Origin of the sequence: Aquimarina macrocephali (assembly GCF_051627225.1) — a bacterium.
GTDB classification, from domain to species: domain Bacteria; phylum Bacteroidota; class Bacteroidia; order Flavobacteriales; family Flavobacteriaceae; genus Aquimarina; species Aquimarina macrocephali.
In genome coordinates this window covers 1,855,300-1,874,812 of record NZ_CP151795.1, presented here as the reverse complement: position 1 = coordinate 1,874,812, position 19,513 = coordinate 1,855,300, and the positions used below count along the sequence as shown (strand labels likewise).

Here is a 19,513-nt window from a genome sequence, read left to right as displayed (position 1 = left end):
GTTTAAACAAGCTCTAACTTAAAACTTATATTTAAGCCCTAATCCAATTACCTCACGTATCTGAAATCCGCTGGTAGCATTGTCATCATAAATTGCTTGAAACACAAAACTACCTGTAATGTATTTGTTTACAAGTAAGCTAATATTTAATGTATAATCAATATCTACATTGGCCGGATCTTCAATATAGTTAGAGTACAGGTTTAAAAGTTGTTCTAGAGTTATATTTTTTGCCAAAGTGTATTTAGAATATGCCGCAAGAGATCCACCAAACTCAAATCGAGAGCTTTCGCCAGCATCTACACCAAAATAATCACCATCTACATAATCTGCAATATTGGTAAATTCTTTGTCTACAAATATCATACGAGAGGTGACTGGAGCAATATTAATGTGTAGATTATCGCTTTTTTTCCATAATAGTCCTGGTCCGATCTGTATAAAAGCTGGAGAAAAGAAATGAGTTTCTTCTGTACGAATAGTCTCTTCTGTATCGGGATCTTTGGTAAATCTATATCCTTTATCAAATTGAGATCTGAAATTGATAAACAAAGAATAGTTCCAGAAACCTTGACCAATTTTTTGCCCCAATCGAGTATTAAATTCGATCCTATCATTGGTTTTACGAGCAAAATCCTCTCCTCTTAAAAAAGTAAGTCCGTAATCTGCAATAATTTTATTATCCCAGGTTAGGCTATTTTTTTTATAGTTAAACTCATAATTTAATGTAACATTTCCAGCAATATTAGATGTTCCTCCACCTTGCCAGTCGTAGTTAAATGCAGATTGATTAAAAAGTAAAGTAAAGTTTGCCTTATTTTTCCACCCGATATGTTCTTCTTTTGGTTTCTTAGGAGTAATTTCTTTTAGTTTCTGTTTTAAAACTATGATATTTAAGTCATTTGTGGTGTTTTTTAAAATACTATCAAGAGAACGTTTTAAATTAACTTGAATTGAATCCAGGTATTTTGTTTTTTCTTTTTCCTGACCAGAAATTTTTGTTACTAACAGAAACAGAAAAATAGCTAAAAAAAATCTACTCATTTGATCTTTTATTGCAAGGGTAGAATACAAAGATACGGTATGCACTTAGCTTTTTCAAATTAGAGATATTTCTTAAAAACATCTTACATAAAATTGCATCTGCATTGACTACTTACCATAGTATCAATTCATATTCACTCATCTATTAACATAGATAAGTAAACCCTTTATTGTTCGGTAATTACATACTATATTAACGTTAACAGTAGGTTAATGTGTCAGAATCGTATAAAAATAAAAACCATTTGGGATACTTTTGATATAATGACACATGAATATAACAAGATAATAATCAGAGCACTTGATGTAACGTTTTAAATAATCATAGGTCATAGTAAAAACAATACATATCAATCACAAAACAAACTTTAATGTCATGAAAAATCTCTCGAAGATTATTACACTACTTTTATTGTATTTGTTGCCAAACATAAATTATGGCCAACTACCAGCAAAAATGATTCAATATCCAGATGTTTCTGATTCTCATATCTGTTTTACTTATGCAGATGACCTATGGATTGTAAATAAACAAGGAGGCACAGCACATCGGTTAACAACTAAGTCAGGCCGAGAAACAATGGGAAAATTTTCTCCAGATGGAAAAACTATAGCGTTTAATGCTAATTATGATGGCAACCATGACATATATACAATTCCTGTAACTGGTGGTATTCCAAAACGAATTACAACCCACGGAATGTCTGATAATATTAAAGCGTGGACTAAAGACGGAAAATTTTTAATCTACACTTCTAGAATGGAAAGTGGTAAACAACGTTTTTCTAAAGCGTTTAAAATATCTGTTAATGGAGGACTACCAGTAAGAATACCAATAAGCAAAGTCGAAGAATTAGATCTACATGTTAATGGTGATCTTGTAGCAATGACAGATAAATCAAGGCTTAGCAGAAACTGGAAAAGATATCGAGGAGGAATGGCTTCTGATATCTATCTTTTTAACCTCAAAACCTTAACCTCTGAAAACATTACCAATAACGATGGTAATGATGAACTACCCATGTGGAATAATGATGACCTCTATTATCTTTCGGATAAAGATGCTTCAAAAAAGTTTAATATCTGGAAATATAACCTACAATCAAAACAACACGAGCAAATTACATTTTTTAAAGAATTTGATATTGAACGCCCTTCTATAGGAAAATCTGAAATCGTTTTTGAAGCAGGAGGAACACTATATCTGTTAGATGTGGTAACAAAAACAACAAAAGAAATATCTATAAGTGCTATTGGGGATTTTACAGGATTAAAACCTCAAGTAAAGAAAGCAGAAAAATACATTCATAGTGTAGGTATCGCGCCAGATGGTAATAGAATTATTGTAGGTGCCAGAGGAGATATTTTTTCTGTGCCTAAAAAAGATGGGATTACCAAGAACCTAACACGTACAAGTGGTATTGCAGAGCGCTATCCCAGTTGGTCACCAGATGGAAGATATATTGCATATTGGAGTGATAAAACAGGAGAATATGAATTAATGGTAAGAAACCTTAAAGATAATTCAGAGAAACAAATCTCAAAGCAGGGCCCGGGATTTAGATACCAATTGTTCTGGTCTCCTGATAGTAAAAAATTGATTTTTGTAGATCAGGAAATGCATATAAAACTGGCAAATATTACTAACAATACGATTACTGAAATAGATCAGGAAATTCAATTGTTTCAAGGTGGCTTATCAGGGTTTTCTGTAAGTTGGTCAAGTGATAGTAAATATATTACCTATGCAAATTCTCATGAAAATGGAAACCAGCATATCATTATATACGATATCGATAAAAAGAAAAAGAACACCATCACCTCTGCTTTTTATGATGATGGTAATCCTGTATTTTCTGTTGACAACAAGTATATCTATTGTACGACCAATAGAACCTTTGATCCGGTATATAGTGATTATGATAATAGCTGGACATATCCTAATGCAACCAAAATTGGAATCATTCCGCTTACAAAAGATGCAGTACACCCTATTGAATTAAAAAATGATGTAGTTGCTATAAATGAAGGGGATAAAAAGAAAGAGGATTCTAAAGAGAAGAAAGAAGAAGAAGAAGATCAAAAGGTAAAACCGATACGCATAGATTTTAATGGTATAGAATCCAGAATGATTATTTTACCTGTAGAACTAGGAAATACGGGAGGAATAAAGGCTGCCAAAGGTAAAGTCATTTTCTTAAAACATCCCAGAACAGGATCAAAGGATGAAAAATCAGTTTTAAAATATTATGATTTTGAAGAAGATGAAGAAAAGACAATTCTTGAAAATGTAGACGATTATAAACTTTCGTTTGATAATAATAGTATTCTAGTGTTTAGCGAAGAAAAAATGGGCATTATAGAAGTAGCAAAAGATCAATCTCTCGAAGATCATATAGACACCTCTAAAATGGAAATGACCGTCAACCCAAAAGAAGAATGGCGACAAATCTTTGCAGATATATGGCGTTTAGAAAGAGATTTTTTCTATGATAAAAATCTACACGGATTAGATTGGGAAGCTATGAAAAAGAAATATGAGCCATTAATAGAATATGCAGCAAGTCGAAATGACCTTAATAAAATAACCGGAGCACTAATTGCAGAACTAAATGCTTCTCATACATATAGAGGAGGAGGAGATGTAGTATCAAGCTCTAACAAAACTACTGGCTATCTCGGTGTTGACTGGGAAATGCATCAGGGAAAATACAGAATAAAAAAAATCATTACACCAGCTCCTTGGGATACAGAGGTTAAATCTCCTCTTAGAAAACCTGGAGTATTAGTTGAACAAGGCGATTATATATTGCGTATTAATGGAATAGAATTAACAGAGTATGCAGATCCTTATGTAGCATTAGAAGGAAAAGCAAATGAAACGATAGAGATTACAGTTAGCAAAACTCCTGATGGCAAAAATAGCAAGCAATACCTTGTACAACCCATAAGAAGTGAAGCAAGGCTGAGAAATCTTGCCTGGATTGAAGAAATGCGAAAATATGTAGATAAAAAATCAGGAGGAAGAATAGGATATATTTATGTGCCAAGTACAGGAATAGATGGACAAGAAGAATTAGTTAGAATGTTCTATGCTCAACATCATAAAGATGGATTAATCATTGATGAAAGATTTAATAATGGAGGACAAATACCAGATAGATTTGTAGAATTGTTAAACAGACCATTATTAAGCTATTACAAAGTGCGAGAAGGCAAAGATTGGGCCTGGCCTCCAAGAGGACATTACGGTCCTAAAGCGATGCTTATTAATGGATGGAGTGGTAGTGGAGGAGATGCGTTTCCTGATTATTTCAAGAAAAGAAAAGTAGGACCGCTTATTGGTACAAGAACCTGGGGAGGACTAATAGGAATTTCGGGAGCACCAGAATTAATAGACGGTGGATATGTAACAGTACCTACATTTAGAATGTATAATCCTGATGGAACCTGGTTTGCAGAAGGACATGGTGTAGAGCCGGATATCCATGTTCCAGAAAACCCAGGAAAAGATGCTCAAGGTATAGACGTGCAACTGGATCGCGCTATTAATGAAGTGCTAAAAACACTTAAAGAAAGTGACAAAAACCCAAAGAACAAAGTACCTGCTGCAGAGGATCGTTCTAAGTAATTTGCTTGCAAATGAGATACATAAAAAAGCGAGAGTATTTTCTTTACTCTCGCTTTTACTTTTTTTATGATATGTATTATCAAAAATGTATTTCATAATTTAAGGTATATTCGTGATACTGTATTATATGATTTCCTATGGAAAAATTAGAACTGATTAAAGCGAAAGAATCGGATAAGGATTTCTTATTTAATTTAAGAATGGCAACAATGGTCGAGCACTTACAGAAAATGGGAATTTTCTTATCAGATGAAGAACATTTATCCAGAATAGATTTTCAATATGATAGTGCTTATGTGATATTAAAATCAAATCAAAGAGCAGGTGTATTGAAATATATTGAAACGGGACACGCGATAGAAATACTACAAATACAAGTGTTACCCGAATATCAAGGTCATGGAATAGGGAAGTATGTGATTAAAGATCTAATAGAAACTGCCAAAGCTTCAAATAAAAATATGATACTAAAAGTATTAAAAGAAAACCCAGCTAAGTATTTATATGAACGTATGGGTTTTAAGACAGTTGATGAGGATAAACATGAATTTCATATGAAATTAGTGCCTAGTAAAGCATAAATACAGTAGACTTACTAAAGAAAAAAGCATCTTTTATCAAATAAAAGATGCTTTTTTAAAGAGCTATATTTTCTTGTTTCTAGAACCCGTAATTTACTCCTAGACCAAACACTTCTCTAATCTGAAAAGCACCAACAGCATTATCATCATAGATAGCCTGAAATGTTAGATTAGTAGATAAATACTTGTTAATTGTCATAACGATGTTTGCAGTATAATCTATATCTACATTTTGTGGATCTTCTAAGTAGTTAGAATACAAATTTAAAATGTTTTCCATAGATACATTCTTCATGATCTCAAATTTAGCATACCCATTAAGTGCCGCACCAAATTCAAAGCGAAACGTGTCGTTTGCTTCTACTCCAAAGTAACCTCCGGCATCATTAAAAGCATCTATTGCTGCCTGATCATTACCCACATCTGTAAACTTATCATGTACAAAAATAAATCGTGCTGTTGCAGGGGCGATATTAACTTTGAGATTGTCACTTTTTTTCCATAACATACCTGGACCTAACTGTAAATAAGCAGGAGAAAAAATACGAGTAGTTTCTGTTCGGATTTCTCTTGTTCCTATAACATTTCCAGTAGTTGTATCTAAAATAGGTTCTTCTCCATATTCGTATCCTTTATCAAACTGTGTTTTAAAGTTTAAGAAAAAAGAATAATACCATAGTGATTCTTTGATTTGTCTACCCAATAATGAATTTAACTCTAAACGATCATTAGTTTTACGTATAAACTCTTGATCTTTAAGTTTGGTAAGACCATAATCAGCAAGAATTTTATTATCCCAGGTAATAGGGCCTTTACGATAATTAAAGTCATAGGATAGCGATAGATTTCCTGCGATATTAGATGTTCCTCCACCAAGCCACTCTGCATTAAAAGCAGATTGATTTATTAAAAGGCTAATATTACCTCCTTTGGTCCATCCATCTTTAGGAGCTTCGTCTTTTTTTGTTTCTTCTTGTGCAAATAGAATTGTAGAACTAATTAATAGAACTACTGTTAGCAATGTTTTTTTCATTTGATGATAGTTTTAAGGAATTTAATCAGGTTATTTTTATGGTTAAATAATTTATTAACCGGCATAAATAACCAGTGTAAATTTTTATGTTGGCAAATATATTTTAAGAAACGTTTTTTACCCTAAAAGTATGCTGGCAGACCATTATTTTTCGATAAAAAACAGTATTAATAGACAAAAGAACCTATTTCCTTTTATATAGAGGAACAGAAGAGCATGCTTCTCCATACATAATACTTTTTGCAACAGGTTGTAATTTTTGGATCAAATCGATATAAGCCCCTTGAGGAACAGGTTTGTTAGTGCAACCTTTTATAATAATCAGCTTGTTTTGATATTCTGAAATGTCAATAGTATTTATAATTTCGGCATAGAGTATCGTTTCCAGAGCTTCTAAAGATCCTACGGCTACTTTTTTTGCAAAGGGCTGTAATGAGCTAGTCAATAAAAGGTATGCCCAGCCTGGGATAATAGCATCTGTAGAACAAGTTAATGCAACATAGACGTCTTGGTATTGACTCCAGTCATGATCTAAGACGTATTTTCTAAACTCTTTTTCGCGTAAAATTAACCCCTCAAAAAGCCAATTTTTAATATCAAAAAGAATACGATTGCCTTTAGGATAGTATTCTTCTAAATCAAAAGTGATGAGGTTTTTATTATTAGCAACTCTATTTACAATTTCATCGGCCATTGTATCGTTGTATTATGTTATTTATACCCTATTTTTTCTGAAAGTTCTATCTTGCTTTTTGCAAAATTTCCAGTTCCAAAAGCAATTTCTTTACCATCTTGATTGTATAAAGTTGATTCTGCAACAAATAGGCTTCTGGATTTAAATTTTATCTTTCCGACAGCTGTAATTATTCCTTTATCGACAGGTCGTATTAAATTAATATTGAACGAAGTAGTAAGGACGAAAACATCTTTTACAATAGAATTTACAGCAAAAAAAGCAGCATCGTCGAGTAGTTTAAAATATACAGAACCGTGTATAGCTCCTAATGCATGAAAATACTTTTCTGAAATTTCAAGCTCGATTTGTGCTAAACCTTCATCGATTTTGACTTTGGTGGTATCATACAATGCAGTGTTGATATTTGCCTGTAGATACATTCTTTCTAATTTACTATAATGTTCAGGATTCATTTTCCTTGTTTATTTATTTTAGAAAGTTGTTCCGAAATGACTGCATTCTCTGCTACAGCATTCCCAGTTCTAGTTTAGCCTCTTCACTCATTAAATCTTGTGACCATGGTGGATCAAAAGTAAGTTCCATTTCTACATCTTTTACTGCATCAAGAGATTTTACTTTTTCTCGTATTTCTTCTGGTAGAGACTCTGCTACAGGACAGTTAGGAGAAGTAAGTGTCATTAGAATTTTTACTTCATAATCCTCATTAACAAATACATCATAGATTAGCCCTAGCTCGTATATATCAACCGGAATTTCTGGATCAAAGATTGTCTTTAATACTCGTACAATTTTTTCTCCTAAGTCGTTTGTATCTATAGTGGTTTCACTCATTTTTTTAGTTTTAATATTGCTTTAACAAGCTTTATGCGACAAAAATTGATTTAATTCAATTGTGTTTGGTAAGCGATAGCATACATTTTTAGTTGTTTAATCATACTTACTAAACCATTAGCACGTGTTGGTGATAAATGTTCTTTTAAACCAATTTCATCAATAAAATTAGTATCAGCTTCAATGATGGCCGCGGGATGTTGCCCAGAAAAGACACGTATCAATATTGCAATAATACCTTTGGTAATAATGGCATCACTATCTGCAGTAAATTGAACTTTATCATCTTTCATTTCGGCGTGTACCCACACTTTACTCTGGCATCCTTTTATGATATTGTCGTCTGTTTTGTATTTTTCTTCAATAAGAGGTAGAGATTTCCCTAGTTCAATCATGTATTCATATCGCTGCATCCAATCATCAAACATACCAAATTCATCAACAATCTCTTCCTGGATTTCTTGTATTGTCATTACGTACAAATTTTCAACAAAAGTACAACAAGAATTGTTGCTATTCAATACTTTCTGCCAATGATAGTATAGTATTAACTAATTGTTGTATTTCTTGAGGAGGATGTCCGTGATCAAAGCCATTCGAGACAAACGTTTTGGTAGAAGAAGTGATCTTTAGTTGTGCATGAGGAGCACCATCAAAAAGTCTTTTTTTGGTAGGTGCTTTTAGCTCACTTATTTTATCAATATCTATAGTTTCGAGGAGTGAAGTAATGGTATTCCAATCTTTTTTTGAGCATTTTTTTGAATGACTATTTTTTAAATTTACATCGGTAGCTTTTTCAATACGATCGTTATTAATTTTGATTTGAAAAAAGGAACCCCTGGAGAGTGCCTGGTATTCGACATTAACTATATTGCCCTGATCTTTTTTATTCTTTAAAGGAATGTTTTGGGCTATGGATCGATTTTTTTCTTTTGATAGTATTTTAACTAGAGTATAGTGTAATGAAGAACCATCGGCAGGAGGGTTTTCTACTTTGGTAACGGTAACTTCAATTTCATAGTTATATCCTTCTTCATATTCAAATCCTTCGATTGTATCGTAAAAATAAGTCCATTCATCATTTGGGTTTTCTTTATACAACATGCATTTTTGAGGGCCAACGCCAACACAATCTTCCAAAGTATTAGCTATAAATACTCGCTTGGTTTCCTGGCATGAAGAAAATAAAATAACGATACTTAATAAGGAAAAAAACTTACTCATAGATTGGTTGTTTTATTTAACACGTTGTATGGTAATTAAATAACGTTGAACAAAACCAAATGGTATAAAAAATAATTTACGAGAGCATCATCTTGGCTTTTTTAACGGCTTCAACCAAAGCATCAATTTCCTCCTTAGTGTTATAGAATGAAAAAGAAGCACGGACTGTTCCTGGTATTTTATAAAAATCCATGATGGGCTGTGCACAGTGATGTCCTGTACGTACTGCAATACCAAGTTTATCTACAATAGTTCCTACATCATAGGGGTGAATATCATTCAGGTTGAAAGAGATTACAGAAGTTTTGTTTTTGGAGGTACCGTAAATTTTTAACCCTTCAATTTCTAATAATTTTTGTGTACCGTATTCAAGAAGTTCGTTCTCATATGCAGCAATATTGTCAAAACCAATACTATTCATATAATCGATCGCTACTCCAAAAGCTATACCGCCACAGATATTAGGAGTGCCAGCTTCGAACTTATGAGGCAAACCGGCATAGGTAGTTTTTTCAAAAGTAACTTGCTCGATCATTTCACCACCACCTTGATAAGGAGGTAGTTTGTTTAACCACTCTTCTTTTCCGTATAGCATACCTACTCCTGTGGGTCCACAGAGTTTGTGTGCAGAAGCAACATAAAAATCTACATTCAGAGCCTTAACATCTGGTTTAACATGAGGGCAAGCTTGTGCACCATCGATCAATACAGCTGCACCTACGCTATGTGCTTTTTCAATAATTTCTTCAATAGGATTTATAGTTCCTAATGCATTAGAGATGTGATTAGTAAAAACAAGTTTAGTTCTGTTAGAAAGTAATTGATCATACACATCCATTACTAATTCACCATCTTCGTTCATCGGGATGACTTTAAGGATGGCCCCTGTTCGTTCACATAACATTTGCCAAGGCACAATATTAGAATGATGTTCTAATGCCGAAACAATGATTTCATCACCTTCAGAAAGAAGAGAGGTAAATCCGGTAGCAATAATATTAATACTATGAGTTGTTCCCGAAGTGAGAATAATCTCATGTGTGTGTGTTGCATTAAAATGTTTTTGCACTTTTTTACGAGCCATCTCGTATGCATCTGTTGCTTCTTGTGATAAAGTGTGAACACCACGATGAATATTCGCATTGTAGTTGCTGTAATAATCTACAATGGCGTCTATAACTACCTGCGGTGTTTGAGATGTGGCCGCATTATCAAAATACACCAAAGGTTTTCCGTGTACTTCTCTGGTAAGTATTGGGAAATCTTCTCGTATTTTCTGTACATCTAACATATCAATTTCTTTCTGCAAAAGTAGTAAGTATTTCTAATTAGGATTGTTTATTTTTAGAATGATTTAACCCTTTTTATAATGAAACGACTTAAAAAAATTATTGGGATTGCTTTTCTTATTCTATTTGCAGGAATTTGTATTGCATTTGTACTGAATTACCCAAAACTTACAATTCTAACAGGATATTCTGCAAAGAATATGAATTCATCGGTTTTTATTGCAAACAGAAGTTTAGAGTTTACGGATTTAAATGACAATAATTTTGCTCCGGTTCACTTAGCAGATGATGAGGTAAATATGAATAACAGGACATCTGTTGCCTCTGTTTTTGGTCTTAAAGAGAGAAAAGCAATTTATAGAGAAGGATTGGGTAGTGTTTTGATCGATGACGATTTTGATGAAAATATACCTGTTTTAATACCGCAAAGAACTAAAATAGAGACAAGGTTATCATATCCATATGGCCAATTAGAACAAAAAGATACAGTTTTTACTACGGTCGATTATGATAAGATAAATAGGACTATTACTTCAATTTTTGATACGAATGGAGAGTATATAAAGAAAACAAGGGCTGTTCTTGTGCTTTATAAAGATCAGATTATTGCCGAGAAGTATATAGATGGATTGAATAAAGATTCTAAGTTGCTAGGGTGGTCTATGACGAAAAGTGTTCTCTCTACAGTTTATGGCGTGTTACAAAAACAAGGTGCAATTAATATACAAGATAAAGCCCCAGTGTCTGCATGGCAAAATGATGAAAGAAAAGAGATAACGATTAATAATCTCTTACAGATGAATTGTGGGTTGGAATGGGATGAAGATTATGGCTCTATTTCTGATGTTACAAAAATGTTATATGTAGATAAAGATATGACAATTCCCCAAATTCATAAAAAAGCAATTCACAAACCCAATGAATATTGGTATTATTCTTCTGGTGTGTCTAACCTGCTATCTGGGATTTTGAGAAAACAGTTCAAAAGCTACCAGGAGTATCTTGATTATCCATATCGAGAGTTTATTGATAAAATAGGAATGAATTCTATGCTTATAGAAACGGACATGACAGGTAATTATGTAGGCTCTTCTTATGCTTGGGCAACAGTAAGGGATTGGGGTAAATTTGGATTATTATATCTACATAAAGGGAATTGGAACGGAGAGCAGATTTTTGAACCTTCGTGGGTGGATTATGTGACAACCCCAAGCCCTACATCTGAAGGAGATTACGGAGGGCATTTTTGGTTAAATGCAGGAGGGTTTTATCCAGATGCTCCAAGAGATATGTTTTCTGCAAATGGATTTCAGGGGCAACGTGTGTTTATTATTCCTTCTAAAGATTTGGTCATTGTACGATTTGGGCTCATTGGAGATGCAGGAGTGGACTTCAATACATTTTTAAAAGAAATGGTTGATTCGATAGAATAGAGAAATAAAAACAGGAAAGCCAAATCCTATAAGATTTGGCTTTCCTAATATCGTTTGTTGTTAAAGCAGTTGTCTTACAAATCGAAACCAATATTCACGCCAAGTTTAGTCGCGATTAGTTTGTTAATTCTGCTTTTTAGCTGAGGTATTTTTACACTAGATAACACATTGTTTGCGAATGCATACATTAATAAAGCCCTAGCTTCTTTTTCTCCAATACCTCTTGATTTCATGTAGAATAATGCATTATCATCCAATTGTCCAATAGTACAACCATGCGAGCATTTTACATCATCTGCAAAAATCTCTAACTGTGGCTTAGAATTGATAGTTGCTTTATCACTTAATAAGATGTTGTTATTAGATTGAAAAGCATTTGTTTTTTGCGCTTCTTTATTTACAACAATTTTTCCATTAAAAACACCTGTAGATTTTTCATCAAAAATACCTTTGTAATCCTGATGGCTTTCACAATTTGGTGCGGTATGATGTACCAGAGTATTGTGATCTACATGCTGCTTTCCTTCAATAATTGTTATACCATTAAGTATAGAGTCAATTCCTTCACCTTTTTGATAGAAATTAAGGTTATTTCTGGTGATATTTCCTCCAAAAGCAAAAGTATGCACTGATGCTACACTTTGTGCATGTTGTTCGATATAAGTATTGTCAATCAAAGAAGCATTTTGATTATCATTCTGGATTTTATAGTAATCGACAATTGCTCTTTTATCTGCAAAAATTTCAGTTACAGAATTCGTAAGAACAGGATTATCTGTTAAACTCTGGTGACGTTCAATGATTTGCACATGAGAATTTTCTCCAACAATAACCAAGTTACGAGGTTGTAACATTTGGGCAGCTTCATTTCCTGTAGAAAAGTGTATAATCTGTATGGGTTTATCGGCTAGCTTATTTTTTGGAATATAGATATATGCTCCTTCTCTAGAAAAAGCTGTATTCAAAGAAGTAAGCCCATCTTCACGAGCTACTTTGTTAAAATAGTTTTCAATTATTAATCGATATTTTTCATTGCTTAATGCTGATGACATTAAACATACGTCGATTTTATCATGAGTTGTTTCAGATAAATGAGATGAATATTTACCATCAATAAACACAATTTTGTATGTATCCAAATCATGAAGGAAGTACTTTTTTATATCTCTAAATTCTATAGCATTTTCTTCTTTTGGAAAAATGCTGTAATCGTGTTTTAGTACAGTATTCAGAGAAGTGTATTTCCACGCTTCTTCTTTTTTGGTAGGAAATCCTTTTTCTTCAAAAGCTTTAATAGCTTGACTTCTGATATCATGAACAGCTGTATCAACATCTACCGTGTTTTCAAAAGCCAAAAAAGAAGACACCAATTTATCTTTCAACTCCATAATCTTAAGCGTTTATTTCTTCTTTAATCCAATCGTATCCTTTTTCTTCTAGTTCTAAAGCTAATTCTTTGGTACCAGATTTTACGATTTTACCGTCATATAATACATGTACAAAATCTGGAACTATATGGTCTAAGAGACGTTGATAGTGAGTAATTACTATGATAGCGTTGTCTTCACTTTTCAGTTTATTCACTCCGTTGGCTACAATACGTAGAGCATCTATATCAAGCCCAGAATCTGTTTCGTCAAGGATTGCCAATTTAGGCTCCATCATTGCCATCTGAAAGATTTCATTACGTTTTTTCTCACCGCCCGAGAATCCTTCGTTAAGAGAACGAGATAGAAATTTTCGATCGATTTCTAATAATTCGGATTTTTCACGAATTTTTTTAAGCATGTCTTTGGCAGGCATTTCTTCAAGGCCTTGTGCTTTTCGTGTTTCATTTATGGCAGTTTTCATAAAATTAGTTACCGTTACACCAGGAATTTCTACAGGGTATTGAAACGATAGAAAAACACCTTTATGAGCACGTTCTTCTGCTGCAAGTTCTTCGATATCTTCTCCTTCCAGAAGAATTCCTCCTTTGGTAACTTCATATTCTTCTTTACCTGCAACGATACTGGCTAATGTACTTTTTCCGGCACCGTTAGGACCCATAATTGCGTGTATTTCTCCTGCTTTTACATTTAGGTTAAGACCTTTTAAAATTTCTTTACCTTCGACACTTGCGTGTAAATCCTTTATCTCTAACATGTTGTACAAAGCTTTTATCTCTTATGAGATATAATTTAGTTATTTATCTTTTTCTAGCTCAGAGTTTTTGTCTTCTTCTGGAGACTTAATCTTAGTGGGCAACTCTGAAGTTGGTGCACTTACTCCGATAATTTCTTTTATTTCTACTATTTCTTCCCACCCTTGTTCTGGGTTGGGTTTTATGATTCCCTTTACTACAACAGGAACCATGTCATATTCTTCTCTTTGCAGAGGTTCTACTTTTTTAGCGAGTTCAAGCGTGATATCATTAATTATCACACCATATATAAAATCATTACCTTTTAAGACTGCCGCATCATCTATAAGAATAAATTCGCCACGAATTAAATTAGGTTCTTCATTTTTGTTTTCGGATTTGCAGGAAAAAAGAATAAGACTTAGTGCAATTAAAATACATGTTTTTTTCATTAATGTAGATTTGATGGTTTTACAATTAGCCTACAGAACCTTCTAAAGAAATCTCCAGAAGTTTTTGAGCTTCTACTGCAAACTCCATAGGTAGCTTATTCAATACTTCTTTACTAAAACCATTAACGATCAAAGCGATTGCTTTTTCTGTATCGATTCCTCGTTGGTTACAATAAAAAATTTGATCTTCTCCTATTTTACTTGTAGTTGCTTCATGTTCTATTTGAGCGGTTTTGTTTTTAGTTTCTATATAAGGAAACGTATGTGCGCCACATTCATTGCCCATCAATAATGAATCACATTGTGAAAAATTACGTGCATTGGTCGCTCTACTACTTATTTGCACTAATCCTCGATAGCTATTTTGAGATTTCCCTGCAGAAATACCCTTAGAAATGATAGTACTTTTGGTGTTTTTGCCTAAGTGTATCATTTTTGTACCTGTGTCTGCTTGCTGAAAATTATTGGTTACCGCAATAGAATAAAATTCTCCAACAGAGTTATCTCCTTTTAATATACAAGAAGGATATTTCCAGGTAATTGCTGATCCTGTTTCTACTTGTGTCCAAGAAATTTTAGCGTTGTTTTCGCAAATTCCTCTTTTGGTCACAAAATTATAAACCCCTCCTTTTCCTTCGGCATTACCAGGATACCAGTTCTGTACTGTAGAATATTTTATTTCTGCACCATCCAATGCTATTAATTCTACAACAGCAGCGTGTAATTGGTTTTCATCACGAGAAGGAGCAGTACACCCTTCCAGATAACTTACATAACTTCCTTGATCTGCCACAACTAAAGTACGCTCGAACTGACCTGTACCTGCCTGATTGATTCTAAAATAGGTAGATAGTTCCATTGGACAACGAACACCTTTAGGAATATAGCAAAACGAACCATCACTAAAAACAGCAGAGTTTAAGGCAGCATAAAAATTATCCTTCTGCGGAACCACAGCTCCAATATATTTTTTAACTAATTCTGGATGTTCTTGAATAGCTTCAGAAATAGAGCAAAATATAATTCCTTTTTCTGCAAGGGTTTCTTTAAATGTTGTAGCTACTGATACAGAGTCCATTACAATATCTACCGCTACTCCCGCTAATTTCTTTTGTTCATCTAATGAAATCCCAAGTCTTTTAAAAGTATCGAGTAATTCTGGATCTACCTCATCAATACTATTATATTTAGGTTTTTTATTTGGTGCAGAATAGTAAGATATATTCTGAAAATCGGGCTTTTCATAAGTAACATTTGCCCATTCGGGTTCTTCCATCTGTTCCCATGCTCGAAAAGCTTCAAGTCTCCATTCTGTCATCCATTCGGGTTCTTCTTTTTTCTTAGAAATCGCACGAACTATATCTTCATTAAGACCAACAGGGAAAGTATCAGATTCTATATCGGTATAGAATCCATACTCATATTCTTTGGTCTCTAATTCTTTTTTTAAATCGTCTTCAGTATATGCCATTTTTATTACCCTAAATTAATTCAGGATCTTTTTTATCGATTAAAGGGAAAAACTTTCTCCACAGCCACAAGTTCTACTGGCATTAGGATTATTAAATACAAAACCAGTACCATTTAAACCACCAGAATACTCTAGGGTTGTACCGATTAAATAGAGAAAACTTTTTTTATCTACAATGATTTTCACACCATTATCTTCAAATACTTTATCTCCTTCCTCTTGTGCTTTATCAAATTTTAAATCATATGATAAACCAGAGCACCCTCCACTTTTTACACCTACACGCACATAATCGGTAACTGCATCATATCCATCGTCACTCATCAATTCGATGACCTTATTTTTTGCTATGTCTGATACCTTAATCATACTTTTATAATATAGATTAATTCTAAATGAAATGCAAATATACTACATAAGTAGATTTTATACACAAAACCTAACATATATCTGTTATATATTGGAATAGGTAAAAGCTATAATGACTTAGATAGAAGGTTTTAAAATTCTGAAAAACGAGTATCGTTTACAAAATCATCATCGGTAAGTGTTTTTAGAAAAGCGATGATTTGTTGTTTTTCTTCAGCTGTCATTGGGATTCCCAAGGCACCATTTTGGTCTTTAAGTATTGGGTCTAAGGTTTCAGAATCAACCATACCATCACTATAATGATTTAAAACATCGTCTAAAGTTTTTAATCTACCATCATGCATATAAGGGAAAGTAAGTTCAATATTTCTTAAACTAGGAACTTTAAATTTTTGTATGTCCTCGGTTAATCCTGTAACACGATTTCTTCCTATATCATTATACAGAGGGTCAATAGGTAGACCATTATTGCGATACGATTGATCTGTAAATAAGGTACCTTTATGACAAGAGGCGCATTTGGTTTTAAAGAGTTCAAAACCCGCGGCTTCTTCTACAGTAAATACAGAGCCTTCATTTCTTTCTATTTTGTCGTATTTGGTATTTGCTGAAATCATCATAATCATAAACTGAGAAATTGCCTTAAGCATGTTATCAGAATTGATTTTTTGATCTTCAAAGGCTTCTGCAAATAATTTTACATATTCTGGTTGTTCTTCTAGTTTTTTAAGAATGCCATTGAAGGTTTCATTCATTTCTACTTCTGCAGTAATAGGTATAATAGGTTGAAGATCTAAATGTATTGCAGCTCCATCCCATGTGAATTCTTTCATAAATGCCATATTATGTAAAGGCTGTGCATTACGAGTTCCTAAAGCACCGCCTACACCATGGCTTACAATATGTGTGTGATGGGTAAATGCAAAATCCTGAATATGACAAAAACCGCAAGAAATCACACCATCAGAGGCCAGGCGACCATCATAAAATAACTTTTTTCCTAGTTCGAAACCTTTTTCTGTGGGAGGATTAAGTGCTATATCATAAGTTGGGTCGGGAAAGTTTGCGGGTATAGTAAATTCTAATTTTTTATTTTCGATAGGAACATAATTATCCTTATCAGAACTACATGCAGTTCCGATAAGGATAATAGCTATATATGATAATAATTTCAAAATATTACTTTAATTAGATACACTAGATGCAGTAAACATAGTACTTATATTTTCTGCAATTTTTGGAGCAAATTCTGCATCTACCTGAATACTGTTTTTTACCTCTAGTGAATGCGTATTTGTACCATCAAATATTTTTGCAATATCCACATTAATTGCCACTTCTGGTGATTTTGATTCTTCAATGGTCAATGTGCTGGGTAATTCGAGTGTTATTTCTTTATAGTTGTCTAAAGTGGTACCATGACTTCCTACATGAATTAAAAAATCAGTACTAGCTCCACCATTTGTGGTATATGTTCCTTCAAATTTAAGGAATTTATATCCGGCAGACCAACTCCATAACATTCCGCTTTCTTCTGCGGTAGGAATAAAGTTCGCCATTCCGTTAAGTGGATATTTTGATTGGTCGACCCCAAAACCAAACCTGATTTTAGTGTATTGTCCTGCACTAATATCAGAAAGGTTTACTTTTTTGCTTTCTAAAACTTCTTCGTTAATTAAGAAATAGCTTCGATCTACAGGATACGTAAACTCCTCACCATTAGCTTTAATTAAAACAACATTACTTATAATATATTTTAATTCTGAAATGATATAGACTTCATTACTTCCGTTAGTATAAGAATCAGTAGTTAATTCGATACCATTACTATTTATTGTGTTTTTTAAATCAAGTACAACATTTCCAAAGGTTTTTGTCGTTCCCTCGTCGTCATTTTTACAGGAAGAAACGATGACCAATGTTGCTATGAGGATGTATATTATATTTTTCATTGTGTTTATTTATATTTAATAATTAATAGGTCTTTGGATCCCTTATTACCAGGGACATCAAAATCACTACTTTCAGAATTGCCTACAACAACTATTTTTTTGTCGCTTGTTTCTATGCAGCCTTCTCCAAATTCTGCTTCGCTACCACCACTGGCCAGTTTCCATTGGATTTCTCCATTAGAGGTTATTATCATACTCCATACATCACTTTGCCCTTTGTTTTGTGCCACATCGATGTCATTACTTCTAGAGTTACCTGTAATAATAAAACCGCCATTTTGCATTTTGGAGATAGCTCTTCCGGTATCAAAAGCGGTACCTCCCAATGATTTTTGCCAAAGTAAATTACCATTGCCATCTATTTGTATCAACCAAAGATCAGCATTTCCATTAGCACTAGAAATATCACCATCTACACTTCTGGAATCTCCTACGATAAGAAATTTCCCATCACCGGTAGCTGCAATTGCGTAACCTACGTCAATCTCTGATCCTCCAAATGATTTTTCCCATAATTTGGTACCTTCTTTATTAATTTTTACGGCCCAAAAATCATAGCTTCCTTTACTACCAGTAACATCAAAATCAATACTTTCTGAAGATCCTATCATTAAAAACCCATCATCTTGAGTTTGTACTACATCATAACTACGATCATTATTGGTACCCCCAAAAAAACGTCGCCACTCTTTTTCTCCAGAAGAGTTGAGTTTAATACCCCAGAATTCTCCCACTCCGTGTTTTGAAAAACCACTTTTGTTGTCATTGCCTTCTCCACCACTAGCAGTTACATCAAGAAAACCTGTAATAAAGTATCCACCATCACGAGTTTGTACAACAGAAAAGGCTCTGTCTATTCCAGGAAATCCAAAACTCTTTTCCCATTGTATACCTCCCGAAGCATCTGTTTTTACGATCCAGTAATCTTGTAATCCGGCATTTGCACTTACATCTTCATCGGCACTTCTGCTATATCCTACCAACGCAAATCCTCCATCGGTAGTTTGAATGATTTTTTCTCCTCTTTCATCTCCAGAGCCTCCATAAGTTTTACTCCACGAAATTTCTCCTTCTTTAGTTATTTTGAGTAACCAATAATCACTATCTGGAGCAGTTTTATCTGTAATATCTCCATCAATGCTTTGGGTATATCCAGCTATTGCATAACCCCCATCAGTAGTTTCAACTACTGATAGGGCATTATCTTCATTACTTCCTCCAAATGTTTTTACCCAGTCTATTTCACCCAAAAACCCTTCTAAAGGAGGAACGGGTGTCACATTATCTTCATCATCGCTACCACAAGCAATTAAAACTAATGTTGCAATACAGACGAGAAGTACATTGAATAAGAATTTAGAGCGATTCATTTGTTAGTATATTT

At 33.5% G+C, this 19,513-nt stretch carries 19 protein-coding genes; 3 read left to right on the top strand and 16 right to left on the bottom strand.

Annotated features, from left to right (window positions below):
- Positions 1 to 18: 18 nt before the first annotated feature.
- Positions 19 to 1,044: a DUF3078 domain-containing protein gene (locus AAFU52_RS08445; protein ID WP_084050068.1), complete on the bottom strand. Its 1,026-nt coding sequence runs from the start codon at positions 1,042 to 1,044 to the stop codon at positions 19 to 21.
- A 376-nt stretch (positions 1,045 to 1,420) separates the two neighbouring features.
- Between AAFU52_RS08445 and AAFU52_RS08440 the strand changes: the two genes are divergently transcribed.
- A complete protein-coding gene (locus AAFU52_RS08440) occupies positions 1,421 to 4,675 on the top strand; it encodes a S41 family peptidase (protein ID WP_438426111.1) in 3,255 nt (1,084 codons plus the stop codon).
- Between the two features lie 137 nt (positions 4,676 to 4,812).
- On the top strand, positions 4,813 to 5,256 hold the full coding sequence (locus AAFU52_RS08435; RefSeq protein ID WP_024768570.1) for a GNAT family N-acetyltransferase: 444 nt from the start codon (positions 4,813 to 4,815) through the stop codon (positions 5,254 to 5,256).
- 79 nt (positions 5,257 to 5,335) lie between these two features.
- On the opposite strand, the gene AAFU52_RS08430 is transcribed toward AAFU52_RS08435, so the two are convergent.
- From AAFU52_RS08430 to AAFU52_RS08400, 7 genes are all read right to left on the bottom strand, one after another.
- Positions 5,336 to 6,289: a DUF3078 domain-containing protein gene (locus AAFU52_RS08430; protein ID WP_438426110.1), complete on the bottom strand. Its 954-nt coding sequence runs from the start codon at positions 6,287 to 6,289 to the stop codon at positions 5,336 to 5,338.
- A 184-nt stretch (positions 6,290 to 6,473) separates the two neighbouring features.
- Positions 6,474 to 6,983, bottom strand: a complete 510-nt coding sequence (locus tag AAFU52_RS08425; RefSeq protein ID WP_024768568.1) for a DUF2480 family protein — start codon at positions 6,981 to 6,983, stop codon at positions 6,474 to 6,476.
- A 17-nt stretch (positions 6,984 to 7,000) separates the two neighbouring features.
- Positions 7,001 to 7,438 (bottom strand): PaaI family thioesterase, encoded by a 438-nt coding sequence (locus tag AAFU52_RS08420; protein WP_438426109.1) that lies wholly within the window; start codon positions 7,436 to 7,438, stop codon positions 7,001 to 7,003.
- 52 nt (positions 7,439 to 7,490) lie between these two features.
- Complete coding sequence (locus tag AAFU52_RS08415; RefSeq protein WP_024768566.1) at positions 7,491 to 7,817, bottom strand: DUF59 domain-containing protein; 327 nt, start codon at positions 7,815 to 7,817, stop codon at positions 7,491 to 7,493.
- Positions 7,818 to 7,867: 50 nt separating this feature from the next.
- Positions 7,868 to 8,290, bottom strand: coding sequence for a SufE family protein (locus AAFU52_RS08410; protein ID WP_024768565.1), 423 nt, complete (start codon positions 8,288 to 8,290; stop codon positions 7,868 to 7,870).
- A gap of 40 nt (positions 8,291 to 8,330) precedes the next feature.
- Positions 8,331 to 9,041, bottom strand: coding sequence for a DUF4377 domain-containing protein (locus tag AAFU52_RS08405; RefSeq protein WP_438426108.1), 711 nt, complete (start codon positions 9,039 to 9,041; stop codon positions 8,331 to 8,333).
- A gap of 76 nt (positions 9,042 to 9,117) precedes the next feature.
- Positions 9,118 to 10,332 carry an aminotransferase class V-fold PLP-dependent enzyme gene (locus AAFU52_RS08400; protein ID WP_438426624.1) on the bottom strand — a complete coding sequence of 405 codons (1,215 nt, stop codon included), beginning with the start codon at positions 10,330 to 10,332 and terminating at the stop codon, positions 9,118 to 9,120.
- Positions 10,333 to 10,410: 78 nt separating this feature from the next.
- Here AAFU52_RS08400 and AAFU52_RS08395 point away from each other — a divergent pair, with 78 nt between their 5' ends.
- Positions 10,411 to 11,763 carry a serine hydrolase domain-containing protein gene (locus AAFU52_RS08395; RefSeq protein ID WP_438426107.1) on the top strand — a complete coding sequence of 451 codons (1,353 nt, stop codon included), beginning with the start codon at positions 10,411 to 10,413 and terminating at the stop codon, positions 11,761 to 11,763.
- Between the two features lie 74 nt (positions 11,764 to 11,837).
- Here the strand turns inward: AAFU52_RS08395 and sufD are convergent, their stop codons facing one another.
- From sufD to AAFU52_RS08355, 8 genes are all read right to left on the bottom strand, one after another.
- Positions 11,838 to 13,151 (bottom strand): Fe-S cluster assembly protein SufD, encoded by a 1,314-nt coding sequence (gene sufD / locus AAFU52_RS08390; RefSeq protein ID WP_438426106.1) that lies wholly within the window; start codon positions 13,149 to 13,151, stop codon positions 11,838 to 11,840.
- 4 nt (positions 13,152 to 13,155) lie between these two features.
- Positions 13,156 to 13,908, bottom strand: a complete 753-nt coding sequence (gene sufC / locus AAFU52_RS08385) for a Fe-S cluster assembly ATPase SufC (protein ID WP_024768561.1) — start codon at positions 13,906 to 13,908, stop codon at positions 13,156 to 13,158.
- Between the two features lie 39 nt (positions 13,909 to 13,947).
- On the bottom strand, positions 13,948 to 14,337 hold the full coding sequence (locus AAFU52_RS08380) for a hypothetical protein (RefSeq protein WP_024768560.1): 390 nt from the start codon (positions 14,335 to 14,337) through the stop codon (positions 13,948 to 13,950).
- Between the two features lie 25 nt (positions 14,338 to 14,362).
- Positions 14,363 to 15,808: a Fe-S cluster assembly protein SufB gene (gene sufB, locus AAFU52_RS08375; protein ID WP_024768559.1), complete on the bottom strand. Its 1,446-nt coding sequence runs from the start codon at positions 15,806 to 15,808 to the stop codon at positions 14,363 to 14,365.
- Positions 15,809 to 15,847: 39 nt separating this feature from the next.
- Positions 15,848 to 16,177, bottom strand: a complete 330-nt coding sequence (locus AAFU52_RS08370) for a HesB/IscA family protein (RefSeq protein ID WP_024768558.1) — start codon at positions 16,175 to 16,177, stop codon at positions 15,848 to 15,850.
- Between the two features lie 131 nt (positions 16,178 to 16,308).
- Positions 16,309 to 17,352, bottom strand: coding sequence for a cytochrome-c peroxidase (locus tag AAFU52_RS08365; RefSeq protein WP_438426105.1), 1,044 nt, complete (start codon positions 17,350 to 17,352; stop codon positions 16,309 to 16,311).
- 9 nt (positions 17,353 to 17,361) lie between these two features.
- Positions 17,362 to 18,129, bottom strand: a complete 768-nt coding sequence (locus AAFU52_RS08360; protein ID WP_024768556.1) for an MbnP family protein — start codon at positions 18,127 to 18,129, stop codon at positions 17,362 to 17,364.
- 5 nt (positions 18,130 to 18,134) lie between these two features.
- A complete protein-coding gene (locus AAFU52_RS08355) occupies positions 18,135 to 19,499 on the bottom strand; it encodes a hypothetical protein (RefSeq protein ID WP_024768555.1) in 1,365 nt (454 codons plus the stop codon).
- Positions 19,500 to 19,513: the final 14 nt, after the last annotated feature.

Coding starts and splice junctions, on each gene's coding strand:
- AAFU52_RS08445 (WP_084050068.1), bottom strand. CDS start 1,044: ATGAGTAGATTTTTTTTAGCTATTTTTCTGTTTCTGTTAGTAACAAAA.
- AAFU52_RS08440 (WP_438426111.1), top strand. CDS start 1,421: ATGAAAAATCTCTCGAAGATTATTACACTACTTTTATTGTATTTGTTG.
- AAFU52_RS08435 (WP_024768570.1), top strand. CDS start 4,813: ATGGAAAAATTAGAACTGATTAAAGCGAAAGAATCGGATAAGGATTTC.
- AAFU52_RS08430 (WP_438426110.1), bottom strand. CDS start 6,289: ATGAAAAAAACATTGCTAACAGTAGTTCTATTAATTAGTTCTACAATT.
- AAFU52_RS08425 (WP_024768568.1), bottom strand. CDS start 6,983: ATGGCCGATGAAATTGTAAATAGAGTTGCTAATAATAAAAACCTCATC.
- AAFU52_RS08420 (WP_438426109.1), bottom strand. CDS start 7,438: ATGAATCCTGAACATTATAGTAAATTAGAAAGAATGTATCTACAGGCA.
- AAFU52_RS08415 (WP_024768566.1), bottom strand. CDS start 7,817: ATGAGTGAAACCACTATAGATACAAACGACTTAGGAGAAAAAATTGTA.
- AAFU52_RS08410 (WP_024768565.1), bottom strand. CDS start 8,290: ATGACAATACAAGAAATCCAGGAAGAGATTGTTGATGAATTTGGTATG.
- AAFU52_RS08405 (WP_438426108.1), bottom strand. CDS start 9,041: ATGAGTAAGTTTTTTTCCTTATTAAGTATCGTTATTTTATTTTCTTCA.
- AAFU52_RS08400 (WP_438426624.1), bottom strand. CDS start 10,332: ATGTTAGATGTACAGAAAATACGAGAAGATTTCCCAATACTTACCAGA.
- AAFU52_RS08395 (WP_438426107.1), top strand. CDS start 10,411: ATGAAACGACTTAAAAAAATTATTGGGATTGCTTTTCTTATTCTATTT.
- sufD (WP_438426106.1), bottom strand. CDS start 13,151: ATGGAGTTGAAAGATAAATTGGTGTCTTCTTTTTTGGCTTTTGAAAAC.
- sufC (WP_024768561.1), bottom strand. CDS start 13,908: ATGTTAGAGATAAAGGATTTACACGCAAGTGTCGAAGGTAAAGAAATT.
- AAFU52_RS08380 (WP_024768560.1), bottom strand. CDS start 14,337: ATGAAAAAAACATGTATTTTAATTGCACTAAGTCTTATTCTTTTTTCC.
- sufB (WP_024768559.1), bottom strand. CDS start 15,808: ATGGCATATACTGAAGACGATTTAAAAAAAGAATTAGAGACCAAAGAA.
- AAFU52_RS08370 (WP_024768558.1), bottom strand. CDS start 16,177: ATGATTAAGGTATCAGACATAGCAAAAAATAAGGTCATCGAATTGATG.
- AAFU52_RS08360 (WP_024768556.1), bottom strand. CDS start 18,129: ATGAAAAATATAATATACATCCTCATAGCAACATTGGTCATCGTTTCT.
- AAFU52_RS08355 (WP_024768555.1), bottom strand. CDS start 19,499: ATGAATCGCTCTAAATTCTTATTCAATGTACTTCTCGTCTGTATTGCA.